The organism is Sphingobium sp. B10D7B (assembly GCF_025961955.1).
Taxonomy (GTDB): Bacteria; Pseudomonadota; Alphaproteobacteria; order Sphingomonadales; family Sphingomonadaceae; genus Sphingobium.
This window is the reverse complement of the sequence record NZ_JAOQOQ010000001.1, coordinates 1133889-1146586: the sequence shown is the minus strand read 5'-3', so window position 1 is coordinate 1146586 and position 12698 is coordinate 1133889. Positions and strand designations below refer to the sequence as shown.

The following is a 12698-nucleotide window of genomic DNA, read 5'->3' as shown; positions in this document are numbered from 1 at the left end:
ACGGACGCACCCGCCATGCCCAGAAGCTTGTTCCTCAACGAAAACGACATTCCAAATCTCCCAAAACGCGGGCGCAGGCCCATTGATCGATGGGTGAATGCCTCGCCGCATCCCCACGCCGCCCGGAGACAGCGCCGCCCGCGAACAGGCCAGGACACCACGCAGCTTCACCGCGTTATTGGAGTGATCAGCAGGGAGTGGACTTATGCGCCAAGACGAACGAGATCGCCTTTGCCTGTGAGCCGACCAGGCACGATGAGGGCCTGATCGAAGCCACGGGCTTCGCCTGTACTGCATCCTTCTCCCGCTGGCATAAGACCAGCCGAGCATCGCCAATACTCCGAGATATTGACTTTGCCCGATACTCCAGCCTGCGCCATTGGAAGAGCACCGATGAGAAAACAAGAAAATTTCTCATCGAGCAGGAAATATTGATGACTTTGTCAGAAAGTGTCGCATCCATGCCACGATGGACCCTGGCCTGCGGGCCGGTGGCGCCTCTTGTTCCGATCACGTCGAAGCCGCGTCGCGCCCGCTCTTACGCGGCGCCCATGGGCGACATTGCCGCCCATCACAACCGCTAATCTGCAGCTTTGCCTTATAAGGATGTTGATTCCCCATCAACACCGTGTTTTGGTGCAATCCGATAAAAAGCCCGGCTGGTCGGCCGGATGGATGCGGGATGGCTGAATATGAACAGGTTTGACGTCGAAGACTTCATCGATCGGTCGCGGATCAGCGCCACCCAGATCATGGCGCTGCTCGTCTGCGTTCTGGTCTGCTTCATCGACGGGTTCGATATCTTCATGATCGGCAAGATCGCGCCGGCCATCGCTGCAGATTTCGGAGAGACCTCCGAGGCGATGACCAAGGTGTTCGTCTATCAGCAGATCGGCCTCGCCATTGGTGCCTTCAGCATCGCCCCGCTGGCGGACCGGTTCGGACGGCGGTTCATGCTCATGGTCTCCTGCCTCATCTTCGGCACGATCACCATCGGCAGCATCCATGCCCAGACGCTCACGCAGCTGGCTGTTCTGCGCGGCATTGCCGGCGTGTTCATGGCGGCGGGCCTGCCCATGGCCATGGCGCTGATCTCCGAGCTGACCCCCAAGCGCAAACGCTCGACGCTGATCTCTCTGGCGCTTGTCGGCTTCTCGACCGGCAGTGCCGCCAGCGGCGTCGTCGCGGCGTGGCTGCTGGACAGCTATGGCTGGGAAAGCGGCTTCTGGATCGGCGGCCTCGTGCCGATTACCTGCGCGGTGCTGCTCTTCCTGATCGTGCCGGAATCGCTCAAGTTCCGGGCCGAGCGCAACCCGTCCGACCAGCGGATCGCGACCACGATCCGCAAGATCGACCGCAATGTCGACCTGCGGGGCGACGAACTGTTCGTGATCGAGAGCGGTGGCGCCAAGGGGCGCAAGGCCAAGCTGTCCGACGTGTTCTCCGAGGGTCGCCTGACCATGACGGCACTGGTCTGGGCTGCCTGCACGCTCAGCATGACCAACACGGCCCTGCTTAGCGCCTGGATGCCGACCTTCTTCCTCGAAATGTCGGGCATTCCGATTCAGGATTTCGCAAAGGTCGCCATGATCGGCTATCTCGGCGGCGTTGCGGGCACGCTCTCCATCGGCTGGCTGATGGACCGGATGCGCCCTGCCCTGCTCATCGCCTGCTTCTATGTCATGCTGGCCGTGACCATCAACCTGCTGGGCTGGGTGCCCTTCTACTCCGCCTTCTTCGTGGTCGCGCTGCTCACCTGGCAGTTCTTCCAGACCGGCGGACAGTCCGGCCTCAACACGATGATCGCCCAAGTCTATCCGCCCCGGATGCGCAGCACGGCATTGGGCTGGGCCGGTGGCGCCGGGCGCATTGGCGGCATCGTGGCGCCGATTGCGGGCGGCTTCGCGCTCGCCCAGCACTACTCGCTGCAACTCACCCTCGCCCTGACGGCAGCGCTGCCGCTGGGCACCGCGATCTTGATGTTCGCTCTCGCCTATATCCGCCGCCAGGAAGAGGCGAAGGATAGAGAGCCCGTCACGCTCGCGCATTGATATGCGTGCTCGACGGTTGTCGGGCGAAACGGAAAAGGGCGGCCTCGCGATGATGCGAGGGCCGCCCTTTCTGTTTGAGGCCCGCCCGGTCTACAGGGAACCGGTCGGCCGATAGGTGTAAGCGATCAGGCCGCCGAGCTGAGCTTCATATTATACTGGCCGCTCTTGAGCGTCTCCTCCGGCACCCAGGTGCCGTGGAAGGTCGAGCGGACGCGGACGGGCAGCTTGAGCAGCGCAACCGGCCCAGCCGCCAAATTCTGCGCATCGAGAATGGCCAGATCGCTGCGGTTCTTCGAGCCGCGTGCGACCAGCACGAGCAGCCATCCATCGCCTTCCGGCGCATCCGGCGTGCGCGGAACGAACTGCGCCTCTTGCACGCTATCGCCCGGGCCCGGCTTCCAGATCTGGAACTCGCCGGTCTGGTTGTCGAACCGCGCCGTGCCGCTCGATCCATCCTGTGCGCGTGCGAGCAGGAAGCCATAGCGATAGGGCCGCCCCTGATAGCGATCGTCCGTGCGCGGCATCTCGCCCGGAATGTTCAGCAGACGCTGCGTGGTGAAGCTGTCCTCATTGCTAGCGAGGTCGAACGTCATGCGCGTCAGGAAAGGCGGAACCGGCGCCGTCTCCTCGCCCTGCGGCGTGGTGAAGAAGGGGAAGCAGTTGCCATCATAATAGCACAGGTCGAGGTGGACCTTCGTGCCCTCGCGATAGGCGTTCATCATGTGACCGGCGCTGCCGGTTGGCCCCTTGAACCAGCGAATATCCTCCGCTTTGCCATAACGCGGCACCAGCGCGACATGCACCGGCTGGTCGGGATGCCACTGATAATAAGGCCCGCCCTGCTTCACCACGTCGAGATCGGTGATCAGCGGGAAGAACGGCACGACCACCCATTCATCGGTGATCGCGAAATCATGGACGCAGGCTGCATAGGGCATCTCGAACCAGATCTCGGTCTTAATCTTGCGATCCGGCCCGAAGACGTAGAACACGAAATCCTTGGTCGCATCGCCCTTGGCCTGATAGCCGAACGCCAGCAGCTCGTTGGTGATCGGGTCTACCTTGGGATGCGCCGTAAACGTCTCGGACAATATCTGTCCGTCGAAGTCGACGCGGCCCTTGGTTTCCAGCGTGTCGGGGTCGATCTCGTAAGGGAGGTCATCTTCCTTCAACGCATAGAGATGGCCGGCATGGAACATCGCTGTGGTGTTGGCCGTGCCGAGGTGGATGTCCTTCGCGCTTTCATCGGCCGTATAGCGGTTGCGGTAGCTGCCGAAGAGCCCGCGACGGGCGGCTTTCTGCGCCTTGTAGCGATCCGTCTCGACCCATTTGACGACATAATCCGCCTGATTGTCCTTGAAGCGGATCATGTGCATCTGGCCTTCGCCATCGATGAAGATGTCATCGGTGCGGCCGGAGGGATATTGCCGGTCGGCGCCGACGCGATACAGGCCGCCTTCCAGCCCATCGGGGATGGCGCCGGAAATCAGCTCCAGCCCACGCAGCTCGATATTGGCGCGCATCGGCTCCCCCCAGCCGCGATACAACTCGACATCGGGAAATTGAATGGGTTCGACCATGGGGTCCTCCTGAAGAATCTGCCTCAGACGGTGGCGATGAAGTTCATGATGTGATGCTCAAGGTCGCTGTCTGGCGTCCCGATCTCGAGCACAGGTGACAGGTGGTTGTGGCCTCCCAGCCAATGCAGCCTTGGAAAGGCCTTGTTGGTTATGGCGTAGCGGGCAGCCAGGCTCGCGGCCTGCTGCTGGAACGGCACCGGATCGAACTCGCAGACCGAGAAGAACAGCGGGATCTTGCTGGTGAGCAGCCCGGCCACGGTGGACGCCTGCGCCCAGCCGGCCGGGTCCTCGCCATAATAGGATTTCTGGAACTGGTTCGGCTCGGCCGCGGCCACGTCGTAAATCCCCGAGCACATCAGCGCGCCGGCAATCTGCGGCGAGAAGCGCGCGACGCAATCGGCCACGTGCACCGCGCCGGCCGACTGGCCCATCACGAAGATGCGATCCGGATCGCCGCCAAATTGCGCCACATTCTCGCGCAGCCAGATGACGGCATTGGCCACGTCCTCACCGCCGGCCGGCCAGGTGGCGGCAGGCGCGAGGCGGTAGGTCATGGTGACGCCGACATAGCCCTCATCCACGGCGAAGCTGCCGATATTGTCGTAAAAGGGCGAGCCTTCGGTGGTCTTGTCGCCCATCACGAAGCCGCCGCCATGGACGAACACCAGCACCGGCGCGCCGGAAAGCCCGTCGCGTGTGAAGATATCCAGCCGGTTGCGCGCATCGGGACCATATTGATGGTCGCGCGTCACCCTGGCGCCGGCCGGGATCCCCGGTTGCAGGGCGCGGTAAATCCCCTGCGTGCCGCCCATCATGTCCGGGGTCAGTTCCGTGCCGAACGCTTCAAGCTGTTTGCGGATTTCGGGGGTCATGCAGCATCTCCAACCTTGAGCACCGGCTTGATCACCGTGCCCGCCTCACAATCATGAAACGCCTTGCCGATCTCATCGAAGGCGTAGGTCTCGATCAGCCGATCGAACGGGAAGCGCCCTTGCCGCCAGTAATCGATCAGCATGGGCAGGAAGGTGCGCGGATTGGCGTCGCCGCCGAGGATACCGCGCAACTGCTTGCCACCCGCGAGCATGGGGAACATGGCGGGCGCCCATTCCCCCCGAGGCGCCGCGACGAAGCCGGCGGTGCCGTTCATGGCGAGGCATTCCAGCGCCATGGTGTGGACGGCCGCCACGGTGGTGGTGTTGAAGGTGAAGTCCACGCCGCGACCGGTAACCGCGCGAATCTGCTTCGCGACGTCCTCGCCGTCGGAACGGATCGCATCGGTCGCGCCCAGTTCGCGCGCAAGCTCAAGCCGGCCCGGGTTGATGTCCACCGCGACGATCCGCTTCGCGCCCACCAGCTTGGCGGCCATCACCGCCGAGAGGCCGACACCCCCGACACCGAAGATGGCGATGGTGTCGCCTGCCCCGACCTTCAACGCCTCGATCACCGATCCGGCGCCAGTGATGACGCCGCAGCCGAGCGGGGCCAGCAGTTCCAGCGGAATATCCTTGTCCACCTTCACCGCCGTGCGCTCCGGCACGATGCTGTGCGTCGCGAACGAAGACTGGCCGAAGAAATGCGAGTGGATGCGCTCATCGCCGCACGCCAGAGCCGTCGAGCCATCGAGGCGCTTGCCGCCGAAGTTCATCGGCATGGCAAGATCACAATAGGTCGGACGTCCGGCCACGCAACTGGGGCACACCCCGCAGCTGCTGCCCGAGAGGAGCACATGGTCGCCCACGGCGAACCCGCGCACGCCCTCACCCAGCGCCTCGACCACGCCCGCGCCCTCATGGCCGAGCACGATGGGATGCGGCGCGTGACGCCCCGGATGCTCATGCAGATCGGTGTGGCAGATGCCGACCGCGACCATGCGCACGAGCATCTCGCCCGCGCGGGGCGCTTCCAGCTCCAGCTTTTCGAGCACCGGCGCCGGCTGATTGCCGCGACTGACGGCAGCGGTGATCTGCATCACTTCTTCCCCGCGACCGGCGGCGCCTGATGGCTCGGCTTTTTTTTGAGCAGGATCTCGCCTTTCCACGGCACCTGATCGGCGGCGGTCCAGGCGTTGACGTGCAGTGACTGGAACCGCCACACGCCTTCCTTCTTGGTCACATGGTCCTGCCGGGTGCCGATGCCGAACACGAAGTTGGTGTGGTAATCGGTCTGAAACTGTAGGATCTGGAAGAAGCAGCGCACGTCCACCTCGCCCTGCTCCGGGCGTGGGTCCATGATCAGCGTGTTCATGATGTGCTGGCGCCCGTACCACCAGCTCTGCCGGTCGTTCCACAGCGAGCGCAGATTCTCCAGGATCGCCTCGTGACCCTGCACCCGGCCCTGCCAGAGGTGATCGAACCAGGCGTCCTGCGCGAAGGTGGACATCGCCGTCTCTTCATCGGCGAGGTCGATCCCCCAGGCGTAGCGCGAATAAAGCTCCTGAATTTCGAGCCGGTCGAGTGCGCTCAGTTCCCATGCCATGTCAGTGTCCTCCCGGTTTTCCAAGATGGTGATCGTTCTGGATATCGGCCGGCTCGCCATGGTTGGTGAGCAGGGCCTTGCGGCGCACATAGCGCAGGATCGCCTCCGGGCCGGTGCGCGAGCCGCCGCCCACGCCGGACGCGCCAAAGGCATTGCTGCCAACCGTGCGGTTCTTGGCGAAGGTCAGGAAGGTATCCTGCATGAACACGGAGCCGGCATTGATCTGCAGGCCGATCGCCATCGCTTCTTCCGCGCTGCCCGCAACGACGTTCGCCGTAAGGCCGAAAATGGTGTCGTTGGCGAGGGCAATCGCCTCCTCAACCGTCTTGAACGGCATGACCGGTAGGATCGGCCCGAAGGTCTCGTCCCGCATGACCAGCATGTCGTGGGTGACGCCGGTCAGCACGGTCGGGCGCATGTAGAGCCCGCCATCGATCTGCTCGACGGCCCCGCCGGTGAGGACTTTGGCCCCCTTCCCGACCGCATCGGCGATATGCCGTTCGACGATCTGTGCCTGCGGCGCGAAGGTGAAGGGATGGAGATGCCCGGCGCGCGGATCGTCGCTGTTGAGGCGGACCTTCTGCGCCTTCTCAACGAGAAGCGCGACGAAGGCGTCGTGGATGGCCTCGGCGACGTAGATGCGCTCGACCGAGAAGCAGACCATGCCATTGGCATGAACGGCGCCGCGCAGGACAGCGGTGGTCGCCCGCTCCAGATCGGCGGTTTCAGTGACGATCACCGGGTCCTTGCCGCCCAGTTCCAGATAGCAGGGGATCAGGCGCTCGGCGCACTGCACGGCGATCTTGCGACCGGTGGGCACGCTGCCCGTGAAGCAGACGAGATCGACTGTGTCGATGATCGCCCGGCCCGTCTCGCCATCGCCCTGAACATAATCGAACACGCCAGCCAGTTCCGGCACCTGCGCCACGGCCTCGAACAGCGGCTGCACCCAGCGCGGCGTCACTTCCGAGGGCTTGATGAGCACGGCGCAACCGGCGAACAGGGCCGGAATGGCATCGAGCAGCACCAGCATCATCGGCGCGTTCCAAGGGCCGATCACGCCGACCAGCGGATAGGGCACGAACTGCGTGCGCACCTCCACCTGCGGCATGGCCTTGGAGGGACCGGCATAGCTTGCCGCATCGAGCGCGGCCTGCGCGTCCTCGATCCAGCCGCCGATATTGCCCATGGTGATGAAGCCCTGGAGATAGGAAGTGTGGCACCCGCCCGTATCGATCGCATCAGCCTCGGCGATGGCGCTGGCGCGCTTGGCGACCTCGCCCAGCCAGCGCTGCATGACGCCGATGCGCTCGGCGAGCGGCTTGGCGCCCCAGGCCTGCTGGTTGCGCCGGAGACGGTCGGCCTTCGCCGCTACGTCCTCCGCCGTCGCAATTTCCATCATAAAGTCGATCGCGCCGCTGCGTGGGTTGTGCACGGGCACGCTCCGCCGTTCGATATCCGCCATGAACGTCCTCCCCAAAGGCGAGAGACTCGCCTCAATTAGTCAGACGTCGTTGTATATCGATGTTAGACGCGCAATCAACAGGATTGCGGCGTTTCATTGTCCCAGGGGAAAAAGCCCGGATAGCGCAGGATCGCCGAGTGCGCGCGCACCACGGATTGCAAGGGCGGGAGCAGCGCTTCGAAGGCGCGCGCGGATATGTTGGATCGCACCGCATCTTCCGTTGCATCCGCGCTGGCTTGGAGGCGGTCGATCTGGTGCCGGCCCTCATCGGTGACGAAATAGAGCGTCTTGCGACGATCCTGCGGAGACGGCACTGCCTGCAACCACCCCCGCTGGGCCAGCTTCTTGAGGACGATCGCGCAGGTGGAGGGATCCAGGCCATAGACCCGCGCGAATTCCACCTGGCTCAGGCCGCCATGCAGATCGAGAATCACCATCGCGGAGAACTGGCGCAAGGTCACCGCCATCGGGGCGACCTGCTCGCTGAAATGCGCATGGAGGATCTGCAGCGCGCGGCGGAACAACATGCTGGGCACATTGGCCAGATAGGAGTCCTGCCTGTCCCACCGCGGCGCGCCGTCATTGCCGGCCTCCACCAGGCTGGAGAGCTGCGCCATGGCCACCGCGCGCTCATCATCGCTCAGCGGATCGAGCAGCAACGCCTGAAGCTGGGCGAAGGACGACCGGATTTCGTCCATGCGCGCTTCCCCGGCCGCCGTCAGCACGGGCAGACTGCGCCGCCGATCCCGCTCATCCTGTTGGCGGGCAATGAGGCCCGTCAGTTCGAGATTTTGTAGCACGATCGCCGTGGTCGAGGTATCACTCCCACAAGCCCGCGCGAGGCGGACCTGATCGCTCCCCGGACGCTCGGCAATCGCCAGCATCATTTCCGCCTGCGACAAGGTCTCGCCCCCGCAGGCCACCGATCCGTACAGGGCATTGGCGATCTGATCGATGCGGTTGAGCAGAAACCCCGGCTTGCGCAGGAACACCCGCATGACCTGATCGAGCGGAACACGCGGTCTTTCTACGGCCCAATCAATCTCAGGTGCAGCAATGGCAATTTGTTTTGCAGGCATCGTCACAAACAGGCGGACCCCGTGATGGGCAATGTTATCATGCGCAACAATCGGCCAAATTCCGGGGCCTGGCAAGCATATCGGTCGAGTGGGTCGACGTTTTTCAGTTGAACCCAAGCGGCCACCCGCTTAGCTGTTGAAGAATCAACAACAAGAATTTTCTTGGAGCGCAGGATGACCGAGGACGACTATGCCGACTACATCGCCCGCTTCAATGCGAACGATTTCGAAGGTTTCGGCCGCTATTATTGCGATGACGTGGTGTTCAACCTGGGCGAAAAGCGCCAGATCATAGGACGTTCCGCCATTCTGGATTTCTACCGCGACGTGAAGTCCAAGGTCCGCGAAACGCTCGACATTCTCGCCGTCGCGGCCGGTCCGGGCACCCTCGCCTGCCATGTTCGCACCGAATTCTACGGCCTGGAAGACTGGCCCGATTTCATCGCCGGCCCCTTGATGAAGGGGCAAACCCTCAACATCGAGAGCCTTGGCTTCTATTATCTGCGCGACGGCAAATTCGCGCAGATTCTCGGCGCGCGGTACAAGACGCTGCCCGCCACAGCTGCTGTTTGATAGTCATCGAAAAAGGAGATTGCACTTCATGGTAACGCCCGAGATTGCCCCCCATCCCTTCGCGCCGAAGTTCGAATTCGCCTTTACGGTGTCGATCGACCTGACACCGGCGGTGTGGATTTCCCCCACCAGCATGGGCGCGACCCGCGCTGCCGTGTGGGCGGCCCAAGGCACCTTCGAGGGCCCCCGCATTCGCGGCCGGGTCATCCCGATGAGCGGCGGCGACTATCCGCTGTCCCGCCCCAATGGCGTGATCGATTTCGACGCGCGCTACATGCTGGAGGCCGATGACGGGACTCCGATCTATCTGCAGAGCCGCGGCTATCGCTGGGCTGAAGGGGACGCCATGGAGCGCATGGCCCGCAACGAAGATGTAGGGCCGGAAGAATATTACATGCGTGTGAGCCCCAAGTTCGACGTGCCCGAAGGCCCGCACGAATGGCTGGGCAAGCACATCTTCGTCGGTGTTGCCGAGAAGATCCCGAAGGCCAACCGCATCCACTATTTCATGCTGCTCTGACGGCTGACGCCTCGCAAAGAAAACCAGCTGCCGCCGCCTTGCACTTTCCGCAGGGCGGCGGCAGTGCCTTATCCAGCCAAAAGGAGAGCATGCGATGAACGATCCGCAAGTCCCCGCCCATCTCGAATATGTTTTCGAGATGCGGGTGAATTTCCGCCCCGAACGCTGCACCGTCGGCCCGCTGCCGGGTGGCGGCTATCAGGGCTACACGCCCTGCGCCAGCGGCACGATCTACGGCCCGCGCCTGTCCGGCATCATCATCCCGGATAGCGGTGCCGATTATGCCACTGTGCGGGGCGATGGCACCATCGTCATCAAGTCGCACTATATGCTGCAAGCCGATGACGGCACCAAGATCTACATCAACAACAATGGCTATCTCATCCCGGCCAAGCCGGGCGAGGCGCGACTGGATGATGGCACCCCGCAGCCGGCCTATTTCTGCTTCTCGCCCACATTCGTGGTGCCGGAGGGGCCGCATGACTGGATGGGCAAGACGCTGATCATCGGCACCGGCAGCCGCCGCTCCAATCCCGATCACTCCATCTTCACATATTATGCGGTGAAGCAGACGCTCGACTGAGCATTTGGCTGAACAAGCGAAAACGCCGCCGCTGGAGCCCTCAGGCCCCGGCGGCGGCGTTTTTCATGCCGGTCAGATTATCCGATCAGGCCGCGTCACCCGCCTGGCGCTTTTCCGCCCCGAAGACGCGGACGGGGTCCTTACGGCCCTCCACCACATCCTTGTCCACCACGACTTCGGTCACGCCTTCCATCGTCGGCAGATCGAACATGGTGTCGAGCAGGATCGCCTCGATGATCGACCGCAGACCACGCGCGCCGGTCTTGCGTTCGATGGCGCGCTGAGCAATCGCCGTCAGCGCTTCGTCGGTGAACGTCAGCTCGACATCTTCCAGCTCAAAGAGCTTGCGATACTGCTTCACCAGCGCGTTCTTGGGCTCGGTGAGGATCTGCACCAGCGCAGCGATGTCCAAGTCTTCCAGCGTCGCGATGACCGGCAGACGACCGACAAACTCAGGGATCAGGCCGAATTTGAGCAGATCTTCCGGCTCGGTCTGCTTGAGCAGCTGACCGGTGCGCCGTTCGTCCGGCGCTGCGACATGCGCGCCAAAGCCGATCGACTTGCCCTCAAGCCGGTCGCCGATGATCTTCTCCAGCCCCGCAAAGGCACCACCGGCGATGAACAGGATGTTCGTCGTATCGACCTGCAGGAATTCCTGCTGCGGATGCTTGCGGCCGCCCTGCGGCGGCACCGAGGCGGTGGTGCCTTCCATCAACTTGAGCAGCGCCTGCTGCACGCCCTCGCCCGACACGTCGCGGGTGATGGAGGGATTCTCCGCCTTGCGGCTGATCTTGTCGATCTCGTCGATATACACGATGCCGCGCTGCGCCTTCTCGACATTATAGTCGGACGCCTGAAGCAGCTTGAGGATGATGTTCTCGACATCCTCACCGACATAGCCAGCTTCGGTCAGCGTCGTCGCATCCGCCATGGTGAACGGCACGTCGAACGTCTTGGCGAGCGTCTGCGCGAGCAGCGTCTTACCGCAACCCGTCGGACCGATCAGCAGGATGTTGGACTTGGCCAGCTCGACATCGCCCGCCTTGCCGCCATGCTCGAGCCGCTTGTAGTGATTGTGCACAGCCACTGAGAGCACGCGCTTGGCGCGCTGCTGGCCGATCACATAATCGCTCAGCACATCGCAAATCTGCTGGGGCGTCGGCACGCCGCCTTCCTTGCGGCCGACCAGACCACCTTTGGTCTCTTCACGAATGATGTCGTTGCACAATTCGACGCATTCATCGCAGATGAACACGGTTGGGCCGGCGATGAGCTTACGCACTTCGTGCTGCGACTTTCCGCAGAACGAGCAGTAGAGCGTGCTCTTCGAATCCGATCCTGTGAGCTTTGTCATTCAATCTCTTCCTTGGTCTGGCGCCGTCTCGCGCCAATTGCCCAGATGCTCTTTCCGTCGGTCATCCTAGACCGCCTTCTTGCAGCATCACAAGTGCCGAAAATGTCGCCAAATAGCGTAAACCAGACATTGCCGGCTCAAAAGCCATAATGGAAAGAAGATGGGAGGGCTGGTCCGGCTTTGCAATGGGAGATGCTGGCCGGCCCCGGCCAGGCTGCGAACAGAGAGATTTTAGCGGCGGAAACAAGCTGGCCGCTCACTCAACCACGGCACAGCCCAAAGTCCGGCGACGATGCACGCCGCCGCCGGGATGCAAAGGCCGACCGCGTGAGCGGCCGGCCGAACCCATTAAGCAGGCGTTTCTTCGCTGGTGCCGGGACGCTTGTCGTACACCTTGTCCACAAGGCCGAACGCGAGCGCTTCTTCCGCTTCCAGGAAGGTATCGCGATCCATGGCGGCCTCGATCTTCTCCAGCGGCTGGCCAGTGTACTTGACGTACAGATCATTCAGGCGACGACGGATCCGGAGGATTTCCTTGGCCTGGATCTCGATATCCGACGCCATGCCCTGCGCGCCGCCGGACGGCTGGTGGATCATGATCCGCGCGTTGCTGAGCGCAAAGCGCATGCCCGGTTCGCCGGCCGCGAGCAGGAAGCTGCCCATCGATGCGGCCTGACCGATGCACACCGTGCCGACCTTGGGGCGGATATACTGCATGGTGTCATGGATCGCCATGCCGCTGGTCACCACGCCGCCCGGCGAGTTGATGTACATCCAGATGTCCTTCTTCGGGTTCTCCGATTCCAGAAAGAGCAGCTGGGCAACGATCAGCGAGGCCATGTGATCCTCGACCTGACCGGTCACGAAAATGATCCGCTCCCGCAACAGGCGCGAGTAGATATCGAAGCTGCGCTCGCCGCGATTGGACTGTTCGATAACGATAGGAACAAGTGCCCCGAGCGGATCAAAATTATCGGTCATGATTCTCTTTCTTACTGGCCGTCTGCGGCCACTACAT

The 12698-nt window shown here is 62.9% G+C and carries 12 protein-coding genes; 4 read left to right on the top strand and 8 right to left on the bottom strand.

The features are described from left to right. Positions 1 to 692: 692 nt before the first annotated feature. Positions 693 to 2051 carry an MFS transporter gene (locus M2331_RS05385; protein WP_181559316.1) on the top strand — a complete coding sequence of 453 codons (1359 nt, stop codon included), beginning with the start codon at positions 693 to 695 and terminating at the stop codon, positions 2049 to 2051. A 125-nt stretch (positions 2052 to 2176) separates the two neighbouring features. Here the strand turns inward: M2331_RS05385 and M2331_RS05380 are convergent, their stop codons facing one another. From M2331_RS05380 to M2331_RS05355, 6 genes are all read right to left on the bottom strand, one after another. Continuing rightward, positions 2177 to 3631 carry a carotenoid oxygenase family protein gene (locus tag M2331_RS05380; protein WP_181559315.1) on the bottom strand — a complete coding sequence of 485 codons (1455 nt, stop codon included), beginning with the start codon at positions 3629 to 3631 and terminating at the stop codon, positions 2177 to 2179. A gap of 23 nt (positions 3632 to 3654) precedes the next feature. Further along, positions 3655 to 4503 (bottom strand): alpha/beta hydrolase, encoded by an 849-nt coding sequence (locus M2331_RS05375; protein WP_181559314.1) that lies wholly within the window; start codon positions 4501 to 4503, stop codon positions 3655 to 3657. Further along, the gene (locus tag M2331_RS05370) at positions 4500 to 5600 is read right to left on the bottom strand and encodes an NAD(P)-dependent alcohol dehydrogenase (protein WP_181559313.1); all 1101 of its coding nucleotides are present in this window, start codon (positions 5598 to 5600) and stop codon (positions 4500 to 4502) included. Before M2331_RS05370 ends, M2331_RS05375 begins: the two co-directional genes overlap by 4 nt. Further along, a complete protein-coding gene (locus M2331_RS05365) occupies positions 5600 to 6106 on the bottom strand; it encodes a nuclear transport factor 2 family protein (RefSeq protein ID WP_181559312.1) in 507 nt (168 codons plus the stop codon). The genes M2331_RS05370 and M2331_RS05365 overlap by 1 nt, the downstream gene beginning before the upstream one ends. 1 nt (position 6107) lies before the next feature. Then, positions 6108 to 7571 (bottom strand): aldehyde dehydrogenase family protein, encoded by a 1464-nt coding sequence (locus M2331_RS05360; protein WP_181559311.1) that lies wholly within the window; start codon positions 7569 to 7571, stop codon positions 6108 to 6110. A 74-nt stretch (positions 7572 to 7645) separates the two neighbouring features. Further along, the gene (locus M2331_RS05355) at positions 7646 to 8569 is read right to left on the bottom strand and encodes a MarR family winged helix-turn-helix transcriptional regulator (protein ID WP_181559310.1); all 924 of its coding nucleotides are present in this window, start codon (positions 8567 to 8569) and stop codon (positions 7646 to 7648) included. A gap of 255 nt (positions 8570 to 8824) precedes the next feature. On the opposite strand from M2331_RS05355, the gene M2331_RS05350 reads away from it, so the two are divergent. The 3 genes from M2331_RS05350 to M2331_RS05340 all read left to right on the top strand — a co-directional run bounded on the left by M2331_RS05350 (position 8825) and on the right by M2331_RS05340 (position 10326). Continuing rightward, entirely contained in the window at positions 8825 to 9223 is a 399-nt protein-coding gene (locus M2331_RS05350; protein WP_181559309.1) for a nuclear transport factor 2 family protein, read from the top strand. Positions 9224 to 9251: 28 nt separating this feature from the next. Further along, on the top strand, positions 9252 to 9743 hold the full coding sequence (locus M2331_RS05345; protein WP_181559308.1) for a DUF3237 domain-containing protein: 492 nt from the start codon (positions 9252 to 9254) through the stop codon (positions 9741 to 9743). A 94-nt stretch (positions 9744 to 9837) separates the two neighbouring features. Then, positions 9838 to 10326 (top strand): DUF3237 domain-containing protein, encoded by a 489-nt coding sequence (locus tag M2331_RS05340; RefSeq protein ID WP_181559307.1) that lies wholly within the window; start codon positions 9838 to 9840, stop codon positions 10324 to 10326. Positions 10327 to 10411: 85 nt separating this feature from the next. Here M2331_RS05340 and clpX read toward each other — a convergent pair whose 3' ends face one another. Beyond that, a complete protein-coding gene (gene clpX, locus M2331_RS05335; protein ID WP_181559306.1) occupies positions 10412 to 11680 on the bottom strand; it encodes an ATP-dependent Clp protease ATP-binding subunit ClpX in 1269 nt (422 codons plus the stop codon). Between the two features lie 348 nt (positions 11681 to 12028). Further along, positions 12029 to 12661: an ATP-dependent Clp endopeptidase proteolytic subunit ClpP gene (gene clpP, locus M2331_RS05330; RefSeq protein ID WP_181559305.1), complete on the bottom strand. Its 633-nt coding sequence runs from the start codon at positions 12659 to 12661 to the stop codon at positions 12029 to 12031. Between the last annotated feature and the right edge of the window lie 37 nt (positions 12662 to 12698).

What these genes read in the sequence shown, in the direction of transcription:
- M2331_RS05385 (WP_181559316.1), top strand. Translation starts at nt 693, where the DNA reads ATGAACAGGTTTGACGTCGAAGACTTCATCGATCGGTCGCGGATCAGC.
- M2331_RS05380 (WP_181559315.1), bottom strand. Translation starts at nt 3,631, where the DNA reads ATGGTCGAACCCATTCAATTTCCCGATGTCGAGTTGTATCGCGGCTGG.
- M2331_RS05375 (WP_181559314.1), bottom strand. Translation starts at nt 4,503, where the DNA reads ATGACCCCCGAAATCCGCAAACAGCTTGAAGCGTTCGGCACGGAACTG.
- M2331_RS05370 (WP_181559313.1), bottom strand. Translation starts at nt 5,600, where the DNA reads ATGCAGATCACCGCTGCCGTCAGTCGCGGCAATCAGCCGGCGCCGGTG.
- M2331_RS05365 (WP_181559312.1), bottom strand. Translation starts at nt 6,106, where the DNA reads ATGGCATGGGAACTGAGCGCACTCGACCGGCTCGAAATTCAGGAGCTT.
- M2331_RS05360 (WP_181559311.1), bottom strand. Translation starts at nt 7,571, where the DNA reads ATGGCGGATATCGAACGGCGGAGCGTGCCCGTGCACAACCCACGCAGC.
- M2331_RS05355 (WP_181559310.1), bottom strand. Translation starts at nt 8,569, where the DNA reads ATGCGGGTGTTCCTGCGCAAGCCGGGGTTTCTGCTCAACCGCATCGAT.
- M2331_RS05350 (WP_181559309.1), top strand. Translation starts at nt 8,825, where the DNA reads ATGACCGAGGACGACTATGCCGACTACATCGCCCGCTTCAATGCGAAC.
- M2331_RS05345 (WP_181559308.1), top strand. Translation starts at nt 9,252, where the DNA reads ATGGTAACGCCCGAGATTGCCCCCCATCCCTTCGCGCCGAAGTTCGAA.
- M2331_RS05340 (WP_181559307.1), top strand. Translation starts at nt 9,838, where the DNA reads ATGAACGATCCGCAAGTCCCCGCCCATCTCGAATATGTTTTCGAGATG.
- clpX (WP_181559306.1), bottom strand. Translation starts at nt 11,680, where the DNA reads ATGACAAAGCTCACAGGATCGGATTCGAAGAGCACGCTCTACTGCTCG.
- clpP (WP_181559305.1), bottom strand. Translation starts at nt 12,661, where the DNA reads ATGACCGATAATTTTGATCCGCTCGGGGCACTTGTTCCTATCGTTATC.